The organism is Rhodocista pekingensis (assembly GCF_042665545.1).
GTDB classification, from domain to species: domain Bacteria; phylum Pseudomonadota; class Alphaproteobacteria; order Azospirillales; family Azospirillaceae; genus Rhodocista; species Rhodocista pekingensis.
Genome location: NZ_JBHTCM010000010.1, coordinates 759,547 through 780,034, shown reverse-complemented (window position 1 = coordinate 780,034; position 20,488 = coordinate 759,547). Strand labels below are relative to the sequence as shown.

General features: G+C 73.2%; 20 protein-coding genes. 13 read left to right on the top strand and 7 right to left on the bottom strand.

All coding sequences use genetic code 11. The features are described from left to right. Window positions 1–95: 95 nt before the first annotated feature. Window positions 96–1,991: a molecular chaperone HtpG gene (gene htpG, locus ACFQPS_RS11925; RefSeq protein WP_377359231.1), complete on the bottom strand. Its 1,896-nt coding sequence runs from the start codon at window positions 1,989–1,991 to the stop codon at window positions 96–98. A gap of 301 nt (window positions 1,992–2,292) precedes the next feature. On the opposite strand from htpG, the gene ACFQPS_RS11920 reads away from it, so the two are divergent. The 4 genes from ACFQPS_RS11920 (at window position 2,293) to ACFQPS_RS11905 (ending at window position 3,999) form a co-directional block, all read left to right on the top strand. Further along, window positions 2,293–2,517 carry a type II toxin-antitoxin system RelE/ParE family toxin gene (locus ACFQPS_RS11920; RefSeq protein WP_417715202.1) on the top strand — a complete coding sequence of 75 codons (225 nt, stop codon included), beginning with the start codon at window positions 2,293–2,295 and terminating at the stop codon, window positions 2,515–2,517. Further along, window positions 2,514–2,795, top strand: coding sequence for a helix-turn-helix domain-containing protein (locus ACFQPS_RS11915; RefSeq protein ID WP_377359229.1), 282 nt, complete (start codon window positions 2,514–2,516; stop codon window positions 2,793–2,795). Before ACFQPS_RS11920 ends, ACFQPS_RS11915 begins: the two co-directional genes overlap by 4 nt. Before the next feature lie 230 nt (window positions 2,796–3,025). Beyond that, entirely contained in the window at window positions 3,026–3,544 is a 519-nt protein-coding gene (locus ACFQPS_RS11910) for a nucleotidyltransferase family protein (RefSeq protein WP_377359227.1), read from the top strand. Further along, entirely contained in the window at window positions 3,541–3,999 is a 459-nt protein-coding gene (locus ACFQPS_RS11905) for a HEPN domain-containing protein (RefSeq protein ID WP_377359225.1), read from the top strand. Before ACFQPS_RS11910 ends, ACFQPS_RS11905 begins: the two co-directional genes overlap by 4 nt. On the opposite strand, the gene ACFQPS_RS11900 is transcribed toward ACFQPS_RS11905, so the two are convergent. After that, window positions 3,974–5,509 carry a hypothetical protein gene (locus ACFQPS_RS11900; protein WP_377359224.1) on the bottom strand — a complete coding sequence of 512 codons (1,536 nt, stop codon included), beginning with the start codon at window positions 5,507–5,509 and terminating at the stop codon, window positions 3,974–3,976. The two genes, ACFQPS_RS11905 and ACFQPS_RS11900, sit on opposite strands and share 26 nt — an antisense overlap. Window positions 5,510–5,711: 202 nt before the next feature. Here ACFQPS_RS11900 and ACFQPS_RS11895 point away from each other — a divergent pair, with 202 nt between their 5' ends. Continuing rightward, window positions 5,712–9,068 (top strand): helicase-related protein, encoded by a 3,357-nt coding sequence (locus ACFQPS_RS11895; RefSeq protein WP_377359222.1) that lies wholly within the window; start codon window positions 5,712–5,714, stop codon window positions 9,066–9,068. Next, complete coding sequence (locus ACFQPS_RS11890; RefSeq protein WP_377359221.1) at window positions 9,065–9,412, top strand: RNA-binding S4 domain-containing protein; 348 nt, start codon at window positions 9,065–9,067, stop codon at window positions 9,410–9,412. Before ACFQPS_RS11895 ends, ACFQPS_RS11890 begins: the two co-directional genes overlap by 4 nt. A gap of 30 nt (window positions 9,413–9,442) precedes the next feature. On the opposite strand, the gene ACFQPS_RS11885 is transcribed toward ACFQPS_RS11890, so the two are convergent. Beyond that, a complete protein-coding gene (locus ACFQPS_RS11885) occupies window positions 9,443–10,492 on the bottom strand; it encodes an alpha/beta hydrolase (protein WP_377359219.1) in 1,050 nt (349 codons plus the stop codon). A 250-nt stretch (window positions 10,493–10,742) separates the two neighbouring features. Here ACFQPS_RS11885 and ACFQPS_RS11880 point away from each other — a divergent pair, with 250 nt between their 5' ends. The 4 genes from ACFQPS_RS11880 to ACFQPS_RS11865 all read left to right on the top strand — a co-directional run bounded on the left by ACFQPS_RS11880 (window position 10,743) and on the right by ACFQPS_RS11865 (window position 14,966). Continuing rightward, window positions 10,743–11,471: a TetR/AcrR family transcriptional regulator gene (locus ACFQPS_RS11880; protein WP_377359217.1), complete on the top strand. Its 729-nt coding sequence runs from the start codon at window positions 10,743–10,745 to the stop codon at window positions 11,469–11,471. A gap of 68 nt (window positions 11,472–11,539) precedes the next feature. Next, a complete protein-coding gene (locus tag ACFQPS_RS11875) occupies window positions 11,540–12,613 on the top strand; it encodes a class I SAM-dependent methyltransferase (RefSeq protein ID WP_377359215.1) in 1,074 nt (357 codons plus the stop codon). A gap of 146 nt (window positions 12,614–12,759) precedes the next feature. Continuing rightward, complete coding sequence (locus ACFQPS_RS11870) at window positions 12,760–14,328, top strand: CYTH and CHAD domain-containing protein (RefSeq protein ID WP_377359213.1); 1,569 nt, start codon at window positions 12,760–12,762, stop codon at window positions 14,326–14,328. Window positions 14,329–14,339: 11 nt separating this feature from the next. Further along, complete coding sequence (locus ACFQPS_RS11865; protein ID WP_377359211.1) at window positions 14,340–14,966, top strand: division plane positioning ATPase MipZ; 627 nt, start codon at window positions 14,340–14,342, stop codon at window positions 14,964–14,966. Between the two features lie 10 nt (window positions 14,967–14,976). Here the strand turns inward: ACFQPS_RS11865 and ACFQPS_RS11860 are convergent, their stop codons facing one another. Beyond that, the gene (locus ACFQPS_RS11860; protein WP_377359209.1) at window positions 14,977–15,705 is read right to left on the bottom strand and encodes a hypothetical protein; all 729 of its coding nucleotides are present in this window, start codon (window positions 15,703–15,705) and stop codon (window positions 14,977–14,979) included. Window positions 15,706–15,971: 266 nt separating this feature from the next. On the opposite strand from ACFQPS_RS11860, the gene ACFQPS_RS11855 reads away from it, so the two are divergent. Then, entirely contained in the window at window positions 15,972–16,169 is a 198-nt protein-coding gene (locus ACFQPS_RS11855; protein WP_377359207.1) for a hypothetical protein, read from the top strand. Here the strand turns inward: ACFQPS_RS11855 and ACFQPS_RS11850 are convergent. After that, window positions 16,148–16,897 carry an FkbM family methyltransferase gene (locus ACFQPS_RS11850; RefSeq protein WP_377359206.1) on the bottom strand — a complete coding sequence of 250 codons (750 nt, stop codon included), beginning with the start codon at window positions 16,895–16,897 and terminating at the stop codon, window positions 16,148–16,150. The genes ACFQPS_RS11855 and ACFQPS_RS11850 overlap by 22 nt on opposite strands. A gap of 206 nt (window positions 16,898–17,103) precedes the next feature. On the opposite strand from ACFQPS_RS11850, the gene ACFQPS_RS11845 reads away from it, so the two are divergent. Further along, on the top strand, window positions 17,104–18,057 hold the full coding sequence (locus ACFQPS_RS11845) for a DMT family transporter (RefSeq protein WP_377359204.1): 954 nt from the start codon (window positions 17,104–17,106) through the stop codon (window positions 18,055–18,057). Window positions 18,058–18,084: 27 nt separating this feature from the next. Here ACFQPS_RS11845 and ACFQPS_RS11840 read toward each other — a convergent pair whose 3' ends face one another. Together ACFQPS_RS11840 and ACFQPS_RS11835 are read right to left on the bottom strand one after the other, a co-directional pair. Continuing rightward, window positions 18,085–18,663 (bottom strand): DUF3429 domain-containing protein, encoded by a 579-nt coding sequence (locus ACFQPS_RS11840; protein ID WP_377359202.1) that lies wholly within the window; start codon window positions 18,661–18,663, stop codon window positions 18,085–18,087. A 19-nt stretch (window positions 18,664–18,682) separates the two neighbouring features. Beyond that, window positions 18,683–19,195 (bottom strand): YkvA family protein, encoded by a 513-nt coding sequence (locus ACFQPS_RS11835; RefSeq protein ID WP_377359201.1) that lies wholly within the window; start codon window positions 19,193–19,195, stop codon window positions 18,683–18,685. 156 nt (window positions 19,196–19,351) lie between these two features. Here ACFQPS_RS11835 and ACFQPS_RS11830 point away from each other — a divergent pair, with 156 nt between their 5' ends. Next, entirely contained in the window at window positions 19,352–20,113 is a 762-nt protein-coding gene (locus tag ACFQPS_RS11830; RefSeq protein ID WP_377359199.1) for an SDR family NAD(P)-dependent oxidoreductase, read from the top strand. Window positions 20,114–20,488 lie beyond the last annotated feature (375 nt).

Sequence of the window (20,488 nt, the reverse complement as noted above, 5' to 3'; positions counted from 1 at the left end):
GCCGGGGCGCGGGCGCTACTCCCAAGTTGGGGCGCCCAAGTTGGGGCTCCAAGTTCGGGGGAACGCCCGCGTCTCCGGCGGATCCGGCCCGGCCGTCAGGCGGCGAGGCCGCGCTCCACGAACAGGGCCAGCCGGCGGGAGAAGGCGACCGGGTCGGGCAGCGGCTCGCCCTCCACGATCCGGGCCTGGTCCAGCAGCAGCCAGGCCACGTCCGCCAGCCCCTCCTGCGCGCCGCCCGCGGCCACCCGCTCCGCCAGCCGGCGGACCAGGGGGTGCCCCGGATTGACCTCCAGGATGCGGGTGGCGGCGGTGTCGAGCTGGCGGTGCTGCTTCAGCAGCCGCTCCAGATGGATGTCCAGGTCCCCCTCGTCCGCCACCAGACAGACGGCGCTGTCGGTCAGCCGTTCGGAGGCGCGGACATCCTTCACCGCGTCGCCCAGCGTCATCTTCAGCAGCGCGATCAGGGAGGAGAGATCCCCCTCCGCCGGCCGCTCGGCCGGGGGCGTGTCCGGGCCGCCCTGGATCTTCGCCAGATCGGCGCCGCCGCGGGTGACGGACTTGAAGGGCTTGCCCTGGGCCTCGCGCACGGTGCCGACCCAGAACTCGTCCACCGGGTCGGTCAGCAGCAGCACCTCCACGCCCTTGGCGCGGTAGCCTTCGAGCTGCGGGCTCTTCTCCAGGGCGGCGGCGTCCTCCCCGGCGATGTAGTAGATCGCCTCCTGCCCCTCCTTCATGCGGCCGAGATAGGTATCCAGCCCGATCAGCTCGCCGTCCGACGCGGTGGTGCGGACCCGCAGCAGCTTCAGCAGCTCGTCGCGGTGGGCATGGTCCTCGTACAGCCCCTCCTTCAGCACGGCGCCGAAGGCGTCCCAGAAGCGGGCATAGTCGGCCGCGGCCTCGGGGTCGGCGGCCTTCTTCGTCAGCTCGCCCAGCACGCGCTTGGTGATGCCGCTGCGCAGCTTCGCCAGCGTCGGGTTGTGCTGCAACATCTCGCGGCTGATGTTCAGCGGCAGGTCCTCGCTGTCCACCACGCCGCGCAGGAAGCGCAGCCAGCCGGGCACCAGGCTCTCCGCCTCGTCGGTGATGAAGACGCGGCGGACATAGAGCTTCACGCGGTGGCGTCGCTGCGGGTCGAACAGGTCGAACGGCCGCTGGCTGGGCACGAACAGCAGGCCCGTGTACTCGATCACGCCCTCGGCCCGCCAGTGCAGGGTCAGCCACGGTTCGTCGAAGGCGTGGCCGGCGTGGTGGTAGAACTCCTTGTACTGCTCGGGCGTGATCTCCGACTTCGGCCGGGTCCACAGGGCCGAGGCGGCGTTCGCCGGCGCGGCCTCCTCACCGGCTCCCAGCAGGATCGGCACGGCGATGTGGTCGGAGTACTTCTTGATGATGGTGCGGAGGCGCAGCTCCTCCAGATAGTCGTCCTCGCCCTCGCGCAGGTGCAGCACGATGCGGGTGCCGCGCGCCGGCCCCCCGTCCGTCGGGGCCTCGCCCTCCGGCACGGCGCCCACGGTGAAGCTGCCCTTGCCGTCGCTGGCCCAGCGCCAGAGGGTGGCGTCGCCGGCCTTGCGGGTGAACACCTCCACCCTGTCCGCCACCATGAAGGCGGAATAGAAGCCGACGCCGAACTGGCCGATCAGGCTGAAATCCTTCCGGTTGTCGCCGGACAGCGACGTCAGGAAGGCGGCCGTGCCGGAGCGGGCGATGGTGCCCAGATTCTCGACCAGATCCTCGCGGTTCATGCCGATGCCGTTGTCGGCGACGGTCAGGGTGCGCGCGGCCTTGTCGGGGACGATGCGGATGCGGAAGCCGGGATCGCCGGCGGTCAGCTCGGGCTGGGTCAGGGCGGCGTAGCGCAGCCGGTCGCACGCGTCGGACGCGTTCGAGACCAGCTCGCGCAGGAACACCTCCTTCTCCGAGTAGAGGCTGTGGGCCACGATATCCAGGAGCCGGCTGACCTCGGCCTGGAAACTGAGCTTCTCCTCAGTCATGGCATGTCACCCTTCGCAGTCTTGTTGTCGGTCGTGGGGCTGTTCTGTGGTTCGCTGAACCGCGGGCGACGATATGGGCGAAGCCGCGTCCGGCCGCAAGCGTCGGATCGGGGCGGGGCAACCTTGTCCGGACATACAGAATCTTGTATAAGCGGGGCATGCCCGTTTCCGAGCCCCCTGCGGTGAAGCCCATCGTCTTCCGGGGCAGCGCGCTGGAAGATCTGCGGTCTTTTCCCGATACCGTCCGGCGCGAGGCCGGATTCCAGCTCGACAGGGTTCAACGGGGTCTTGAGGCCCATGACTGGAAGCCGATGCCGATGATCGGGGGCCGACGATCGGGGCCGGCGTGCAGGAAATCCGGCTGCGCGATGCGGCCGGGGCGTTCAGGGTCATCCATGTCGCCCGCTTCGCGGAGGCGGTCTATGTCCTGCACTGTTTCCAGAAGAAGACGCAGAAGACGGCGCGGTCCGACCTGGACCTCGCCGGACGGCGGTACCGGGACCTCTTGAAGGAGCTTGGCGGATGAACGGACAGCGTTTCACCAGCGTCTGGGACGCCATCGAGGATACGGCCGCTGCGGCGGAGAACATGAAGCTCCGGGCGGCCCTCATGCTGGATCTGGAAGCGCACATCCGGCAGCAGGGCTGGACCCAGGACGAGGCGGCCCGCCGGCTGGGCGTGACGCAGCCCCGCATCTCCGACCTGATGCGCGGCAAGATCGCCCTGTTCGGCCTCGACACCCTGGTGAACATGGCGGTCGCAGCGGGTCTCCAGGTGGAAATCCGCATCGTCCGGGCGGCCTGACGTCCGACCTCGGCGCAGGCCATCAGGCCGGTGATCAGGCTGGTCACCTCCGTTCCGTTCAGCAGGATGCGGCCGTCGGGCGCCACCTCCAGCCGGTAGGCGCAGGCGGCGCGGCCCTCGCGGCCCTCGCGGCCGTCGCGGTCGGTGTCGGGTGAGCTGTCCGGCCCTCCCCTTGCCCGCCGGCAGGGGGGGTATTACGTTTCTCCTGGGTTCGTATTACGGAGCGGACGATGGCCCTGCCGGTGCAGTCCGTGCGCGCGGCCCCGGAGCATCGGGAGCTGCTGCGACGGGTGGCCGACCTGCTGCGGGCGGGCCGGGCGGAGCCGTTGCGCGCCGCGCTCGACCGGCTGGAGGCGGCGCCGGGCGGGTCCGTCCCGGCCGGTCCCGTCGGCCCCTTCGTGGACGAGGCGGCGGCGCTGGGCTTCCTCTGCGACCGGCTGGTGGCGGAGCTGCGGCCCCGGCAGATCTGGCTGTTCGGCAGCCGGGCACGGGGCGATGCCCGGCCGGACAGCGACATCGACCTGCTGGTCGTGCTGCCGGACGGGCTGGAGCCGCGGTGCTACGCGCCGCGCCGGGTGCTGCGGCCGGTGGCGGCCAGCGGCCTTGCCGTGGACATCGTGCCCGCCGCCTGGGGCGAGTTCGTCGCTGCCCGCGGCGATCCCGGTGCGCTCGCCCACCGGGTGGTGCGGGAGGGACGGCTGCTCTATGCCGCACCGGACCTGCCGCCGGACCCGGGGGTGGCGGCGTGAGGCGGGAGCGGGTCGGCAGTCTTCTCGCCCTCGCGGCCGACGATCTCGCCGCGGCGGAGACGCTGCTGGAGGGCCACCCGCGGCAGGCGGCGTTCCTGATCGAACAGGCGGCGGAGAAGCTGCTGAAGGCGGTGCTCGCGGCCGAGGGCATCGCCCATCGCCCCTCGCACCAGATCGGGGCGCTGGCGGCGTTGCTGCCGCTCGGGCACCGCTGGCGCGCCGACCTTGCCGCCTTCGACGAGTTCAGCAGCTACGCCACCGCCACCCGCTATCCCACGGCCGGCGGCGGCATGCCACCGGCGCCGGACGGGGCCGAGCTGCGCGAGGATCTGGCGCGGGTGCGGGCGCTCGCCGGACCGCTCGCGGCCTGGTGCCGGCAACGGGTGGACGGCGCCAGCTCCGATGCAGGCCCCGACACCGGCGGCCCTCTCAGCGCAGGGCCATCAGGCCGGTGATCAGGCTGGTCACTTCCGTTCCGTTCAGCAGGATGCGGCCGTCGGGCGCCACCTCCAGCCGGTAGGCGCGGGTGGCGCGGCCGTCGCGGTCGGTATCGGGCGAGCCCAGCCCCTGGAGCGCGAACAGGCCCAGCGCGGCCCCGGTGTTGCGCATCCGGTAGCCGTCGGTCGCCTGGGCGATCAGGGCGTCGAAGCCGCGCAGCGTCATGGACAGGCCGCCCAGCAGGCCGTGCGCCGTGGCATCGTCGAAACTGATGATGCCGTTGGCGGTGGCGCCCGCCTCCTGCGCCTCGAAGCCCAGCCGGTCCAGCCGCACCTCCGCCCCGGCATCGCCCAGCGCCGTGAGGATGCGGCGGTCGAAATTCTCCCGCGCCGCGGCCCCGCCGATGGCCGGCTCCTCCGCCAGCCGGCGGGTCCAGGCGTCCAGCAGCGCCCGGCGCGGCAGGTCCTCCGCCGTCAGCCGGATCTCGCCCGTGCCGGGGACCACCGGGCGCTTCACCGACGGTCCGTCGGCCACCAGCCCCTTGTGGGCGTAGTCCAGCGACAGCCGGACCCGCTCGCCCTGCAACCCGTCGGCCGCCAGGGTCCAGGTGGCGCTGTCCAGCGCGCTGCGGGTGCCGTCGGCGGAGCGGCGGCGCAGGCCGCGCACCTCCACCTCCGCCTGGGCGCGGGCCAGCAGCCCGTCCAGGTTCGGCAGCGCCTGTTGCAGCGCCTCCCGTTCCGCCGCGGTCAGCCCCTCCTGTCCGTCGTCCACGGCGGCGCGGCGGGCCAAGGCGGCGTTCCAGGCGGCGTAGCGGGCGACGTCCAGATCCTCCACCCGCAGCTTCGCCGTCAGCTTCGTCAGCGCCAGCGCCGCCTGTCCGTCGGCGCCGTTCATGGACAGTTCGGAGACGGTCGCCGTGGCCGGTCCGGTCCAGCGCCCGTCGGCATAGCTCTCCGGCGCCATCTTCACGGTCACGGCGGCGACCTGAAGGGTGCCGGTGCCGTCGCGCGGGGTGAACAGCAGCTCGCGGACGGAGGCGTCCAGCGCCTCCAGCGTCCGCAGGTCGGGACTCCAGCGCCCCTTGAAGGACTGCCGGCCCAGGGTCAGATCGCCGGCGCGGAAACCTTCGACGCTGTAGACCGCCAGCGGCACAGGCAGGGTCCCCGTCACCTCCCAGCCGCCGGCGTCGGTCGGGGTCACGCGGGCGCGCAGGTCCAGCGCCTCCACCAGCCAGCCGTTGGTCAGCACCACCCGCAGCGACGGCAGCCGCACCTCGTAGCGCCCGTCGCCGGGGGTCACCTCCACCTCCGGCGCGCGGTCCAGCCGCGGCCGGCCGAAGCGCGGGGCCGTCAGCTCGGCCAGCCGCGCCTCCAGCAGTTCGCGCAGCAGCTCCGCCCCGGTGGGCGATACGGCATTGGACGTGGCGGCGGCGACCGCCTCCTGGGCCAGACCGCGCACCGCCGGTCCCGCCGAGGCGGCCAGGGCGGCGAGGAGGACGATGAGGGCGGCCGCGGTCTTCGAGCGCATCGGTTTCCTGCCTGAAGGTTCCCGCCGGCACTCTCCTGCCGGCACGGTCCGGCCCGGGCCTGCCGGTCCGGCGGCCTGTCCTGATGCCATGGCCACATGGCTATTCTGTGACCCCCGCCCGGGAAAGGAAACGCCCCGTGTGCGGCCCCCTTGCAGCAGGGGCCCCTTGCATTGGGCGGCCGCAGCGCCAAGGATTGAGCGCATGAGCGACGCTTACACGACCGGCCGCCCGGTTTCCGACCAGCACGGCCGGGTCATGGCGGTGCTGGGACCGACCAACACCGGCAAGACCTACCTCGCCATGGAGCGGATGCTGGCGCACCGCTCCGGCATGATCGGCTTTCCCCTGCGCCTGCTGGCGCGGGAGAACTACGACAAGGTGGTGCGCCTGAAGGGGCCGAAGGCGGTCGCCCTGGTGACGGGGGAGGAGAAGATCATCCCCCCGGCGCCGCAGTACTGGGTCTGCACGGTCGAATCGATGCCGCTGGACCGGCAGGTGCAGTTCCTGGCGGTGGACGAGATCCAGCTCTGCGCCGATCCCGAGCGCGGACACATCTTCACCGACCGGCTGCTGCACGCCCGCGGCAGCGAGGAGACGATGTTCCTGGGCGCCGACACGATCCGCGGCCTGATCCAGAAGCTGGTGCCGCGGGCCGAGTACATCTCCCGCCCGCGCTTCTCCAACCTTTCCCATGCCGGGCACAAGAAGCTGACCCGGCTGCCGCCGCGCTCGGCCATCGTCGCCTTCAGCGTGACCGACGTCTACGCCATGGCCGAGATGGTGCGCCGCTCCCGCGGCGGCACGGCGGTGGTGATGGGGGCGCTCAGCCCGCGCACCCGCAACGCCCAGGTCGCCATGTACCAGGCCGGCGACGTGGACTATCTGGTCGCCACCGACGCCGTCGGCATGGGCCTGAACATGGACGTCGATTCGGTCTGGTTCGCGCGCCTGAGCAAGTTCGACGGGCACCAGCCGCGCCGGCTGAAGGCGACGGAGGTGGCGCAGATCGCCGGCCGCGCCGGCCGCCACCTGTCCGACGGGCTGTTCGGCACCACCTGGGACTGCGAGCCGATGGACGAGGAGCTGGTGGAGGCGGTGGAGAACCACAGCTTCCCGCCGCTCCAGACCCTGATGTGGCGCAACGCCGACCTCGACTTCCGCTCGCTGGCGGCCCTGCAACGCTCCCTCGACGCGCGGCCCTTCACGCCCGAGCTGATCCGGGCGCGGGAGGCGGACGACCAGCTCGCGCTTCAGATCCTGGCGAAGGAAGCGGAGGTGGCGGCGCTCTGCACCGGCCCCGCGGCCATCCGCCTGCTCTGGGAGGTCTGCCAGGTCCCCGACTTCCGCAAGGTGCTGTCGGACGCCCATACCCGCCTGCTGGGCCAGATGTTCCGCCACCTGTCGGCGCCGGGCGGCCGGCTGCCGGAGGACTGGGTGGCGGGACAGGTGGCCCGGCTGGACCGGACGGAGGGCGACATCGACGCGCTGGTGGCGCGCATCGCCCATGTCCGGACCTGGACCTATGTGTCGCACCGGGCGGACTGGATGGCCGACCCGGCGCACTGGCAGGAACGCACGCGCGCCATTGAGGACAGGCTGTCCGACGCGCTGCATGAACGGCTGACGCAGCGTTTCGTGGACAAACGCTCGGCCGGGCTGGTGAAGTCGCTGCGCGACGGCCGCGATCTGGCGGGCTCGGTCGCGGCATCGGGGGAGGTTATGGTGGAAGGGCATCCGGTCGGACAGTTGCAGGGGCTGCGCTTCATCCTCGATGCCGAGGTGGCGCCGGAGGATCAGCGCGCCCTGATGACGGCCGCGCGCCGCGCGCTGAAGGACGAGATCGCCGCCCGCGTGCGCAGTCTGGAGTCGGCGGCGGACGACGCCTTCGCCCTGGCCGACGATGGCGGCGTGGCCTGGGAGGGGGCGCCCGTCGGAAAGCTGGCGCCCGGCCCGTCGGTGCTGCGGCCGGAGGTGCGGACCCTGCATGACGAGCTGCTGGACGGCGCCCAGCGCGACCGCGTGCGCCAGCGCCTGACCCGCTGGGTGCAGGAGCATGTCGCCGCCGGGCTGGCGCCCTTGCTGCGGCTGGAGACGGCGGAGCTGACGGGCGGGGCCCGCGGCATCGCCTTCCAGGTGGCGGAGGCGCTGGGGGCCCTGCCGCGACCGCCGCTGGAGCCGCTGATCGCCGGGCTGGACAAGGCGCAGCGCCGCCAGCTTGCCGCCCTGGGCCTGCGCCTGGGCTTCAGCCACGTCTTCCTGCCGCAGCTCGTGAAGCCGCGGGCGGTGGCGCTGCGGGCGATGCTCTGGGCGGTGCGCCACAACCAGCCGCTGCCCGCACCGGTGCCGCCGGCGGGCCGCGTCTCCGTCCCCGCGGCCGACCTGCCCGGACGGCTGGCCGACGCCGTGGGCTATCCCCGCATCGGGCCGCGCGCCATCCGCATCGACATGCTGGACCGGCTGGAGAAGGAGCTGGCGACCCGCGGCCGGTCCGGCCCGCTGACGGCGGTGGGCGACCTCGCCTCCCTGCTCGGCTGCTCGGGGGAGGAGCTGGGCGGCGTGCTGACCGCGCTGGGCTGGCGCCCGCGGACGCTCCCGGCGCCGCAGTCCCAGGCCGCGCAGCCGGCCGCGCAGTCCCAGATCGCGCAGCCCCAGGCCGCGCCCGCTCCGGAGCCGACGGTTCCGGAGGCGGCGGTTCCGGAAGCCGCGGGGGACCAGGATGCCCCCGGTCCCGCCGACACCGCTTCGGACGCCATCCCGGAGGTGGCCCCGGATGCGGCTCCGGACGCGACTGCTGATGCGGCTCCGGAGACCCCGGTGGAGGCGGCACCGGAGGCGACCGTCACCGTCTGGGTGCGCGGCCGTGCCCGGCGTCCCGACCACCGGCCCCGTCCGGCACCGCGTCGGGCCGCCCCGCCGGCGCCCGCCGAGGCTGACGCGGCCGATCCGGCCGTGGTCACGGCCACGGCGGAGGACTCCGCCCGTCGGCCGCGCCGGCGGCGGCGCAAGGCCCGGCCGCCGGAGGCTCCGGCCACGGCCGTTGCCGCCGCTCCCGGTTCCGACACGCCGCCCCTGGAGGCCCCGTCCGCACCGGACAGCCCGCCCGAGGCCGCCGCGGAGACGGCGGAGGGGCGGGTGCGGCGCAAGCGCGGCCGCCGCGGCGGTGCCCGGCGGACCGGCCGGCCCGCGACCCCGGCGGATACCGTCCAGGCGGGGCCGGACCAGCCGGCAGGGGAACGTCCTGCGGGCGAGCGTCAGAAGGCGGGGCGTCCCCCGCGGGAGAAGGCTGCCGCCCCGAGACCGGGCCACGCGAAACCGGGCCACGCGAAACCTGCCCATGCGACATCCGGCCAGGGCAGACCCGCCCGGGCCGGGTCCCCGGACCGCGACCGCGGGCACCGGGGGGGCACTCCCGGTGAGGCGCCGGGCGGCAAGGGCGGCCGGCCGGCCGGCAAGCCGCAGCCGCCGCGCCAGCCGGCGCCGCGCCCGATCGACCCCGACCATCCCTTCGCCGCGCTGGCGAAACTGGCCCGCCAGTTCGAGCGCGCGGGCCAGGAATGATCGCTGAGGCGGACCTCTCCCCGCCCGATCCGGCCGATGCGGCAGACCTCGCGCTGGGGCGGCTGCGGCTGGACAAGTGGCTCTGGTACGCCCGCTTCGTGAAGACCCGCGGGCTGGCGGCGAAGCTCTGCGCCTCCGGCGCCATCCGGATCGGCGGGGGGCACGTCACCAAGGCCCACCACAAGGTGAAGCCCGGCGACGTGCTGACCTTCCCGCTCGGCCCGCACATCCGGGTCATCCGGGTGCGGGCGCTGGCCGCGCGCCGCGGCCCGGCCCCGGAGGCCCGCACGCTCTACGAGGACCTGTCGCCGCCGACGCCGGAGACCCGCCTGCCGCGGGACTGACCCGGCGTCGGGTGCCGCCTCGGCCCGGGGTCAGCCCAGGGCGAAGCGCAGCCACTCGCAGGCGCTGTCCGTGGCGCGGCGGGCGGCGGGGATGAAGGCGATCAACTGGTTGAAGTTGTGGACCAGCCCCGGTTCCATCCGGGCCTCCACCGGCACGCCGGCCGCCTTCAGCTTCTCCGCCAGCGCCGGCACCTGGTCGGACAGCGGGTCGAAGCGCCCGGCCGTGACGAAGGTCCGCGGCAGCCGCCCCAGCTCGTCCGAGCGCATCGGGCTCGCCATCGGTTCGACCATGCGGGCCTTGTCGGGGAAGTACTGGTCCATGAACCAGTCCATCAGGGACTGGGTCAGCAGGAAGCCGCCGCCGTAGAGCGTGGCCGAGGGATAGCCCTCCACCTTGTCCGCGGCCGGGTTGATCAGCCAGAGCGCGGCCGGCGGCCTGGGGCCCGTCGCCCCGGCCAGTGCCGCCACCAGCGCCAGCGTGCCGCCGGCGCTGTCGCCGCCGATGGCGAGGCGGGCGGGGTCGGCGCCCAGCATCTCCGCCCGCGCCGCGGCGTCGGCATAGGCGGCCACCGCATCCTCCGCCGCGGCGGGGTAGGGGTGCTCCGGTGCCAGCCGGTATTCCACCGACAGGACCCGCGTCACCGACTTGGCGGCGACGTAGCGCAGATAGGGGTCGTGGCTCTCCAGATCACCGACGACATAGCCGCCGCCGTGGAAATAGACCAGCAGCGGGCCGGGCAGCGGCGCCCGGTCGGGGGTGTAGAGCCGGGCCCGCAGCGGCCCGGCGGCCCCCGTCAGCGTCAGGTCGCTGGTGACGACGGTGCGCGGCGGTTCCACCTCGGAGGCAGGGCGCACCGCGTCGCGGAAGGCGCGGCGGGCGGCCTCCACACCGGACTGGCGGCCGATCTCGTCCAGGGCGGGCCGGCCCGACTTCTCCAGCAGCACCAGCAGCGCCGCCATGTCCTCGTCCAAGCGGTTGCCGGCGATCTCCACCGGCTGCACCTTCAGCAGCGTGTCGCGCATGGCCGAGGGCAGCATCAGCATGCCCTTGGTGACCAGCTTCTCCATCTGCGCCTTCATGCCAACCCCCGTCGGATGTGCTCTCGAATAGGCTTTCGGGTGTGCTCTCGACCCTGCGCCGGAAGGGGCCGGCCGCCGCGGCGGCCCAGCCGGTTTTCCTGGCTTTCCTTGACCCTAGCGCGATGGCCGACCTAGAGTAAACGCTCCAGGCCGGGGCGCCCCGGGGGCCGTGCCGGGGCAGGACCCGGTTCGTCCCCGCCGCTGTTTTGACGCCCGTAGTTTTGACGCCCGTAGTTTTGACGAAGGCCCGATGAAGGACAGTGCCGCGAAGTGCCGCGCCGCCGGCCCGCCAGGACCGGAGCCGGCCGAGCCGCCCTGCGCGCCCGCCCGGCGCGGCACCGCCCGTTCCGGCCGCACCCGCGATGCCATCGTCGATCTGGCCATCGGGCTGTTCAACGCGCGCGGTACCTCGGCGGTGACGACCAATCACATCGCGGCGGAACTGGGCATCAGCCCCGGCAACCTCTACTACCATTTCCGCAACAAGGAGGAGATCGTGCGCGCCGCCTACGGGCGGTTCGGCGAGGAATGCCGCGCCCTGCTGGAGACGCCGGTGACCGGCGGGGCGGCCGAGATCCTGCGCCACTACACGGCCGGCACCTTCGACCTGATGCTGCGCTGGCGCTTCTTCTACGAGGACACGGCAGAGCTGTGCCGGCGCGATCCGGACCTGGCCGGCGACATGGCGGACCTGCAACGCCGCTTCGTGGCGCATCTGGCGGCGACGCTGGGCCGGCTGCGGCGCACCGGCATCGTCTCCGAAGAGGTGGCGGACCTCGACCTGCGGCTGCTCGCGGACAATATCTGGCTGGTGTCCCGCGGGTTCTGGGAATTCGCCCGCAACGGCGCGCCGGAAGGGTTCCGGCCGGAGGAGGCCATCCGTGACGGGGTGCGCCACATCTTCGCGCTGACCCGGCCCTATCTGACGCCGCCGGCGCGGCAGGCGCTGGACCGCTCGCTCGCCCGCGACGGCGGCTGAGCGTCCCTCCCCGCGGGACCGGACAGACGGGCGGTGCGGACCGGGCCCGGCAGGACGGGGAGGGGAGCATGGCGACGGTGACCGAACGGACGGCAGGGCGGTTGGCCTACGCGATGGGGCACGCGGCGCGGGTGGGCTGGTTCCTCGGCCAGTACGCGCTGGCGGCCCGCCTGGGCGGCACGCGGCCCGATCCCCAGGCGCGGCCGCCGGGGCCGTTCCCCTCCACCGCGGAGGTGCTGGCCGATCTGCGCGGCCTGCTGGAGCGCGACTGGCGCAACATCGAAGCCGGGCTCTACCGCATGCCGCACGATCTGGTGGGCAACCCGCGCCGGCTGCTGGCGGACGCCGCCCGCTTCCTGCGCGACGTGCCGGAGGTGCAGCGACGCCGGCGCAGCGGCGGCAACGCCGAGGTGTTCCGCGCGCCCCTGCCGGGATCGGAGAAGCTGCCCCGCTACTACCGCCAGAACTTCCACTTCCAGACCGACGGCTACCTGTCCGACCGCTCCGCCCGGCTGTACGACCATCAGGTGGAGGTGCTGTTCGGCGGCGGGGCGGACGCCATGCGCCGGCAGGTGCTGGTGCCGCTGGCGGAGCATCTGCGCGGCCGGCCGGTGCGCGACCTGCGCCTGCTGGACGTCGCCGCCGGCACCGGGCGCTTCCTCACCTTCGTCAAGGACAACTGGCCGCGCCTGGACGTCACGGCGCTGGACCTCAGCGCGCCCTACCTCGCCCAGGCCCGGCGCACCCTTTCCCCCTGGTCGCGGCACCATGCGGTGCAGGCCCCGGCGGAGGCGATGCCCTTCCCCGACGCCAGCTTCGACGTGGTGACCTGCATCTTCCTGCTGCACGAGCTGCCGCAGGCGGTGCGCGCCCGCGCCGCGGCGGAGATGGCGCGGGTGCTGAAGCCGGGCGGGCTGCTGGTGGTGATGGACAGTCTCCAGACCGGGGACAAGCCGCGCTTCGACGCGCTTCTGCGGCTGTTCCCGGTGGCCTTCCACGAGCCCTACTACGGCGACTACGTGGCCCGCGACGTCGCGCCCTTGTTCACGGCCCAGGGTCTGGAGGAGGAACGGCGCGATCTCGCCTTCATGTCCAAGCTGGTGGCCTTCCGCAGATCCGCGGCGCCTGTCGCCGGGCCGTAACGTCACCGCCACATTGCGGAAGCCCCGGCGGGCGTATACCTTCGCTGCCGGTCGTCCAGGCCCGCGCACCCCGGCACGTTCCGGGGCGGCGGGGCGGGATGCGACGGCGGGCGCACCGTTCTTCGGCAAGGGAGCAGGGCCGGCGCATGTCCGGACAGGAGATCGAGCTGAAACTGCGCATGCGGCCGGAGGATCTGCCCCGGCTGCGGGCCGCCCCGGTGCTTTCCGCGGGCAAGGGACGCGCCGTCACCCGCGAGCTGGAGACGGTCTATTTCGATACCGCCGATCTGCGGCTGCACGGCCAGGCCCTGTCGCTGCGGGTGCGGCGGCAGGGGCGGCGCTACGTGCAGACCCTGAAATCCGCGGCGGAGACGGCGGGCATGGCGCTTGCCCGCGGCGAGTGGGAGGCGCCGGTCGCCGGCGCCGCGCCGGACCTGTCCGCCCTGCCGGAGGGCAACCCCCTGCTGTCGCTGGGGCCACTGGAAGGCGACGAGCTGCGGCCGGTGTTCGAGGCCCGCATCCGCCGCACCGTCCGCACCCTGGTCCCGGCCGAGGGGCAGGAGGTGGAGGTCGCCATCGACCAGGGCGAGATCCGCACCGCCGACGGACAGGTGCTGGCGGTCCACGAGATCGAGCTTGAACTGAAGAACGGCGACGATCCCCGCAGCCTCTACGAGATCGCGCTGGCGCTGAACGCGGTGGCGCCGCTGCGGGTGGAGACCCGCTCCAAGGCGGAGCGCGGCTACGCGCTGGCGGCCGGGACCGTGGACGGCCCGGTGAAGGCCACGAAGCTGGTGCTGGGACCGCAGGAAACGGTCGAATCGGCCATGGCGCGCATCGTGCGCCACTGCATCGACCATCTGGTCGCCAACGAGGCCTGCGCCCTGGCCGGAGAGAATCCGGAGGGCATCCATCAGGTGCGGGTGGCGCTGCGCCGGCTGCGCTCGGCGCTCCAGCTCTTCCGCGACTACCTGCCGCCGGCGCAGTACGAGGCGCTGGCGGGGGAGGTGAAGTGGCTGGCCGATGCCTGCGGGCAGGCGCGCGACTGGGACGTCTTCCTGGGGGCGCTGCTGGCGCCGGTGGACGCGGCCTTTCCCGGCGAGCCGGCCTTGCGCGCGCTGGATGCGGCGGCGCGGCGCTGCCGCGCGCTGGGCTACGACCGCGCTGCGGAGGCGATCCGGTCGCCGCGCTACACCGCCCTGCTGCTGCGGCTGGGCGCCTGGGTGGACGGGCGCGGCTGGCGCGACCAGCCGGTCAGCGAGACTTCCGCCGCGCTGCTCTCCCCCGTCCAGGCCGCCGCCGACCGGTTGCTGGACGGGCGTCACCGGCAGGCGCGCAAGCGCGGCCGCCGCTTCGCCACCCTGGCGCCGGAGGCGCGGCACCGGCTGCGCATCGCGCTGAAGAAGCTGCGCTATGCCGCCGACTTCTTCCGCGGGCTCTACGATCCCAAGGCGGTGAAGAAGTACGCCGACGATCTGGCCGAACTCCAGGACGCGCTGGGCCATCTCCAGGATGTCGCCACCGTCCACAAGCTGATCGGGCAGGTGGAGGCGGAACTGGGCGCCGACGCGCCCGAGGGCTGGCGCCAGGGCGCCGGCATGGTGCTGGGCTGGCACGGCCGCGGGTTGCAGAGCCTGGAGCCGCGGCTGGTCCGCGACTGGGAGGCGTTCGCAGAGACCCGGCCCTTCTGGTCAGAGCCCCCGAAGCTGGGGTAGGCTCGCGGCCCATGCGCTCCATCCTCGTCGCCAACGTGAAGGGCGGTGTCGGCAAGACGACGATCGCCTCCCACCTCGCCGCGGCCTTCGCCACGGCGGGCTCCCGCACCGTACTGGCGGAGGTGGACCGGCAACGCTCCTCCCTGGGCTGGCTGGAGCGCCGGCCGCGCACGGCCGCCGCCATCCTGGGCATCGACTGGACGAAGGAGATCGGGGAGCCGCCCAAGGGCGTGGACCGGCTGGTGATCGACGCCCCGGCCGCGATGCGGGCGAAGGACGTGGAGCAACTGGTGCGCGAGGCGGACCTGGTGGTGCTGCCCGTGCTGCCCGGCGCCTTCGACGAGGCGGCGACCGCCCGCTTCCTGGGCAAGCTGGACGAGCTGAAGGCCATCCGCAAGAACCGCATCCCCGTCGCCGTCGTCGGCAATCGGCTGCGCCCGCGCACCAGGGCGGCGGAGCGGCTGGACGGCTTCCTCTCCGGCGTCGGCCACACGGTGGTGGCGCGGCTGCGCGACAGCCAGCTCTACCCCGACCTCGCCGACAGCGGCCTGACCCTGTTCGACCTCACCAGCAAGCGCGCCGCCGAGGTGCGCGCCGACTGGACCCCGCTGCTGGACTATATCCGCGGCCTGGACTGAGAGGGGCGGGTCAGGGGGCGCTGACGCTCTCCCCGGCCCCGGTGCCGATCTGCGGCGGCGGGGTGTCGCTCGACAGTTCCTCGCCCTGCGCCTGCGACCTCCAGGCGATGCCGACAAGCTCCCGGATCCTCTCGACGATCGGCTTCGCGTCCTCGCCGATCTTGCGCATCAGGACGGAGGCGTCCGCGATCATGCCGTAGACGCGGTCGAAGTCCGACATGCGCTTGTGCAGTTCGGACTGGAGGGATTCCAGCTTCCGGAGCAGGCGCTGCCGGAACCGCTCCTCCAGGGAGTCCGAGGCGGCGATCAGGCCGCGCAGCTCGTTGATGATCTTCTGCGCCCGCTCGATGTCGCCTTCGGTCAGGGTGTAGCCCGGCGCCGTCCGCAGCAGGGCGCTGGTCCTGCGCCGTATCTCCATGACCCTGATGTCGGTCATCTTCCGCTGCACGGCGGCGGAGATGAAATCCATGTATTTGTCGATCTTCTCCATGTTCGCCTGCGGCGACGCGGCGAACTCTATCTCACCTGTAATGATTTCGCCGATGTTGCGGGTGATCGTTGTGCAGACAGCGTATATCTGTATGAAGTCGTCGTAACGATCCGTATTCCATTCCCGCACCGGCTGGGCCCCGGCATGCAGGATCGCCGACTTCCGGAGTACGGGCCATGATTCGATACATTGGCTGAGGGCGAGCCAGGGATCTTCCGGAAGGCTCTCGATCCAGGCGTCTTCGATCATTTCTACTGGCCGTATCCCCTGTGGCGGGAATCAAGATATAGAAGAACGTCCCGCCGCCTTCAACGAAGTCAGGCCTCCGGATCGCGTTCCGTTTGTTTTCCGCGGTGGTTCTTCGCGTCTGCCGGCCGGCGCCGGGCGGGCTTGTGCCGGCGGGACGGCGATACCATTATCAGGTGATGTCCCTGAACCTGTAGGCGGGCATGGCGATGGTCGATCACGCACCGGAGCACACGGCACCAGGGCACAAGGCAGCGGAGCGCGGGAGAGTGCGCAAGGCGGCAGTCGGTGGCCACGATCCCGACATCCGGGAGGACGGGCGCCGGCTCGCGGCGCTGGCGGCCGAGCTTGACCACAGCAACCGCGCGGCGGACCGGGCCTTGGGCGACGCCCTCAAGGCCGTCGCCGCGACCCTGGCCGCGATCCGGCGTGACCGGGATGCCGCTCAGGGGGCCAGCCGGGCGTAGACGTCGCCGCCGCCATCCTCCGGCCGGCGGGAGCGCAGCCATTCGTTCAGCTCCGCCGGGCCGACCCAGTAGGGCAGCTCCCAGTCCAGGCTCTCGCCGGCGCTGGCGTTGAAGACGTAGCGGCCCAGTGCCGCCAGCCGCCACAGGCAGGCCGAGGCCAGATCCGGCAGCTCGGGCAGATACTCGAAGGATAATGCGGGCAGGGGCTGCGACAGCCCGGCCAGCACCTCGGCCTCCGCCCCCTCCACGTCGATCTTGGTGAAGACGGGCAGGCCGTGCTCGGCGATCAGCCCGTCCAGCGTGCGCACCCGCACCTGGGCCGTGGCGTCCCAGTGCTCCTGCGGGAAGCGGGGCGAGGCGCCGATCCGTGCCGCCCACGCTCCCGACAGGGTGGAGAGCGTGGGATTGCGCCGGTTGATGCGCAGCTCCGCCTGTCCGTCGGCGGCCCCCAGGGCGCAGTCCAGCAGCACGACATTGCGGTCGCGCCCGTGCAGCCCGCGCAGCAGCAGGGCCAGATCCGGCTGCGGCTCCACCGCCACGACGCGGGCGCCCAGGCTGCGGAAGGCGCGGATACGGTCGCCGGCATGGGCGCCGATGTCGAAGCAGAGATCGCCCCGGCCCACGAACTCGGCATAGAAGGCGCGCAGGCGCCGCGCCTGATGCGGGCGCGCCCGGTAGATCAGCAGCGATCGGACAAGGCCGAACAGGCGGGCGGGGTCCAGGCGCATTCCCGGGCGACGGGCTCCGTCGGGGGGCCCCCGGACGACTCCCGGCGGGCAGGTTCCCTGAGCTTGGCCGAGCCGGGGCGCGCGGGCAACAGCGCGGGCGGACAGGGGGCGCCGGTGATGGCGGCACCGCCCGCGGCGCGGTCAGCCCCGCCGGGCACGCCCCCGCCGGCTGGCCGGGCGCGCCCGGCCCCGCTAGGGTGCGCCGCATGCCGCCCGGACCCCCGCTTCCCCACCCGCCTCTGCCGCCGCCCGTGCCGCCGCAACCGCCGGCCGGTGGCGGGAAGCCGCTGTCCGTCAACCTGCGCGGCGTGCTCTGGATGCTGCTGTCGGCGCTGGGCTTCGCCTGCATGGGGGCGGTGGTCAAGCTGCTGGGCGGGCGGCTGGACGCCATGCAGATCGTCTTCTTCCGCGCCCTGGTGGGGGTGCTGGCCGTGCTGCCCTTCATCGCCCGCGCCGGCTGGGCCACGGCCTGGCCGCGCTATCCCGACCGGCATCTGGTGCGCGGCCTGACCGGGCTGGCCGCCATCGTGTGCAGCTTCTACGCCCTGACGATGCTGCCGCTGGCGACCGTCACCTCCATCACCTTCGCGCAGCCCCTGTTCATGATCGTCATCGCCGTCCTGTTCCTGGGCGAGACGGTGCGCTGGCGGCGCTGGACGGCCACCATCGTCGGCTTCCTGGGTGTGCTGGTGATGCTGCGGCCGGGGGCGGGGATGGTCGAGTGGGCGGCGCTGGCCGCCCTGGGCAATGCCCTGTTCGTCGCCGCCTCGGCGGCCCAGGTGAAGGCGATGCCCGATGACGACCGCGAACTGACGCTCCTGCTCAGCTTCCAGGTCGTTTCCGCCGTCGCCCTGGTGGGGCCGGCCTGGCTGGTCTGGACCCCGCCGACACCGGCGGAGTGGTTGCTGCTGGGGCTGATGGGGCTGCTCGGCGTCGGCAGTCAGGCCGCCGTCATCCGCGCCTACCGGGTGGGGGCGGAGGCCAGCTTCGTCGCCCCGTTCGACTATGTCCGCCTGCCCGTGGCAGCGGCCCTGGGCTTCTGGATCTTCGGCGAGGGGGTGGACATCTGGACGGCGGTGGGGGCGGGGATCATCGTCGCCAGCACGCTCTACATCGCCCGGCGCGGCGGCCGGCTGGCCGCACCCGCGCCGCGGGGCTGAAACCCGCGGGAGCGGCAGGTCCCGCCCTCACGTCCCCAGCGTGACGGCCGTGCGGGCCAGCGCGATCGCCAGGGCACCCGCCACCAGCACCGTCAGCGGCCGGCGCAGCTTCAGGTACCAGAGCGGGGCCGCCCCGGCCAGGGCGGCGCGGAAATCGCCGTAGAGCATGCCGACGAAGCCGGCCAGCAGGAAGGTGATCTGCGCCGCGAAGCCGCTCAGGAACAGGGCCAGCCAGCCGATCAGGACAGGCACGGTGCTCCAGCCCAGCCGCGTCCAGTCCATGCTGGCGGGCGGGTCCTCCTCCGGGTCGGCCACGGCCGGGGCGCCGAAGCCGGCCAGCGCCAGCCCCCAGTGGACCCCGCCCAGGAAGCTCAGGATCGCCACCCCGTAATACAGCATGTACTGGAGGGCATGGGCGGCATAGGGGGCGGGCAGCAGCCAGCCGCCCAGCGCCCCGGCATAGAACGGGATCAGCCCGGCCAGCCCCAGCCAGACGGCGGCGGCGGGCACCTCGCGGAACGGCCCCGTGCGGACGGTCCGGACGGGTGCGATCCGGGTGCGGACGGTCCGGATGGGGGCGGCGGGAGCGGTCGTCTGCGTGGTCATGCCTGGGTCGGGGTCCTGTTCATGCCGGGCCCGGTCGGTCCTGCGGGCCGCCGGGGGAGAAGCCGCCGGGACCGGCCGGCCCGGGTTCGTGGTCGATCACCGGGCCTTCCGCCACCTCGTCGGCGCTGGTGCGCTCCACCCCCTGGTCCGCCAGCCAGGCGCGGGCGCGCTCGTAATGCTCGGGCCGCATCGCGTCGCGCACCGTCTTCAGCGCCAGCATCAGCACGGTGGCGTCGTCGGTGTAGCCCAGCAGCGCCACGAAGTCGGGCATGAAGTCCACGGGCGCGATGAAATAGGCCAGCGCCCCCAGCAGGATCGCCTTCGCCGCGGGCGGCGTGCGCGGGTCCGTGGCGGCATTGAAGGCGGCCGCGGCATCCTCCACGAAAGGCACGCGGGCCAGGGTGCCGCGCAGCTTGCGCCAGAACTGGCGCAGCACCAGACGGCGGTCGCGCTCCAGCTTGATCGGGTCGATCCGCAGCGCCTCCTCCGCGAAGGTGGCGCCGGGACCGCTGTCGGGTCCGGTGGGGCTCATGTCTCCAATATGGGGCGGCGGCGGCGTCCTGGAAAGCGGCCTGCCCCCAGGGCGGATGCGGCGGCGTCCGGCGGTTGCGGCGGCCCCGGCCGGGGTCTATCAGGGGCCGCAGGCGGCCGCGCCGACGCGGCGGCAGACGATCAGGGAGGAAACCCCATGGATGTGAAGGGTACGGCGGCGCTGGTCACGGGCGGCGGTTCGGGCCTGGGGGCGGCGACGGCGCGCCGGCTGGCCGCGGCCGGGGCGCGGGTGACGGTGCTGGACGTCAATCTCGGCAATGCCGAGGCGGTGGCGCGGGAGATCGGCGGTTTCGCCGTGATGTGCGACGTGTCCAGCGCGGAAGGGGCGGCCACGGCCATCGCCGCGGCGCGCGACCGGCACGGGCCGGCCCGCATCGCCGTGAACTGCGCCGGCATCGGCACCCCGGCCAAGGTGCTGGGCAAGGAGGGGCCGCACAGCCTGGACCTGTTCCGCCGGGTGATCGAGGTGAACCTGATCGGCACCTTCAACGTGCTGCGGCTGGCGGCCGACGACATGCAGCGGCTCGACCCGCTGGCGGACGGCGAGCGCGGGGTGATCGTCAACACCGCCTCCATCGCCGCCTTCGACGGGCAGATCGGGCAGGCGGCCTACGGCGCCTCGAAGGGCGGCGTCCATGCGCTGACCCTGCCGGCGGCGCGCGAGCTGGCGCGCTTCGGCATCCGGGTGGTGACCATCGCCCCCGGCCTGTTCCTGACGCCGATGATGCTGGGCCTGCCGCAGGAGGCGCAGGACAGCCTCGCCGCCTCCGTCCCGTTCCCGCCCCGGCTCGGCCGGCCGGAGGAATATGCCGACCTCGTCCACTTCATCTGCACCAACACCATGGTGAACGGCGAGACCATCCGCCTGGACGGCGCCCTGCGCATGGCCCCGAAGTGACCCGCCCCGCCTGACGCCCCGGGATGCCGGCCCACGGTCGGCATCTCCGGAACACGGATGAACACGGATTTCCGCGGATGAACGCGGATAGGGGGCATCCCCTTATCCGTGATTATCCGTGCGCCGGCGCAGCCGGCATCCGTGCCATCCGCGTTTCCAGGCCCCAGGGGACCGTGGCGCATCGCTGTCCAGGATGAATCGCCCACGGTCGGCATCTCCGGAACACGGATGAACACGGATTTCCGCGGATGAACGCGGATAAAGGATACCTGCTTATCCGTGCATATCCATGCGCCGGCGCAGCCGGCATCCGTGCCATCCGCGTTTCCAGGCCCCAGGGGACCGTGGCGCATCGCTGTCCAGGATGAATCGCCC

Excerpts from the sequence above, each read along its gene's own strand:
- ACFQPS_RS11900 (WP_377359224.1), bottom strand. The coding sequence starts at position 5,509 with ATGCGCTCGAAGACCGCGGCCGCCCTCATCGTCCTCCTCGCCGCCCTG.
- ACFQPS_RS11915 (WP_377359229.1), top strand. The coding sequence starts at position 2,514 with ATGAACGGACAGCGTTTCACCAGCGTCTGGGACGCCATCGAGGATACG.
- ACFQPS_RS11895 (WP_377359222.1), top strand. The coding sequence starts at position 5,712 with ATGAGCGACGCTTACACGACCGGCCGCCCGGTTTCCGACCAGCACGGC.
- ACFQPS_RS11860 (WP_377359209.1), bottom strand. The coding sequence starts at position 15,705 with ATGATCGAAGACGCCTGGATCGAGAGCCTTCCGGAAGATCCCTGGCTC.
- ACFQPS_RS11880 (WP_377359217.1), top strand. The coding sequence starts at position 10,743 with ATGAAGGACAGTGCCGCGAAGTGCCGCGCCGCCGGCCCGCCAGGACCG.
- ACFQPS_RS11885 (WP_377359219.1), bottom strand. The coding sequence starts at position 10,492 with ATGAAGGCGCAGATGGAGAAGCTGGTCACCAAGGGCATGCTGATGCTG.
- ACFQPS_RS11870 (WP_377359213.1), top strand. The coding sequence starts at position 12,760 with ATGTCCGGACAGGAGATCGAGCTGAAACTGCGCATGCGGCCGGAGGAT.
- ACFQPS_RS11845 (WP_377359204.1), top strand. The coding sequence starts at position 17,104 with ATGCCGCCCGGACCCCCGCTTCCCCACCCGCCTCTGCCGCCGCCCGTG.
- ACFQPS_RS11890 (WP_377359221.1), top strand. The coding sequence starts at position 9,065 with ATGATCGCTGAGGCGGACCTCTCCCCGCCCGATCCGGCCGATGCGGCA.
- ACFQPS_RS11850 (WP_377359206.1), bottom strand. The coding sequence starts at position 16,897 with ATGCGCCTGGACCCCGCCCGCCTGTTCGGCCTTGTCCGATCGCTGCTG.
- htpG (WP_377359231.1), bottom strand. The coding sequence starts at position 1,991 with ATGACTGAGGAGAAGCTCAGTTTCCAGGCCGAGGTCAGCCGGCTCCTG.
- ACFQPS_RS11840 (WP_377359202.1), bottom strand. The coding sequence starts at position 18,663 with ATGACCACGCAGACGACCGCTCCCGCCGCCCCCATCCGGACCGTCCGC.
- ACFQPS_RS11830 (WP_377359199.1), top strand. The coding sequence starts at position 19,352 with ATGGATGTGAAGGGTACGGCGGCGCTGGTCACGGGCGGCGGTTCGGGC.
- ACFQPS_RS11865 (WP_377359211.1), top strand. The coding sequence starts at position 14,340 with ATGCGCTCCATCCTCGTCGCCAACGTGAAGGGCGGTGTCGGCAAGACG.
- ACFQPS_RS11835 (WP_377359201.1), bottom strand. The coding sequence starts at position 19,195 with ATGAGCCCCACCGGACCCGACAGCGGTCCCGGCGCCACCTTCGCGGAG.
- ACFQPS_RS11875 (WP_377359215.1), top strand. The coding sequence starts at position 11,540 with ATGGCGACGGTGACCGAACGGACGGCAGGGCGGTTGGCCTACGCGATG.
- ACFQPS_RS11910 (WP_377359227.1), top strand. The coding sequence starts at position 3,026 with ATGGCCCTGCCGGTGCAGTCCGTGCGCGCGGCCCCGGAGCATCGGGAG.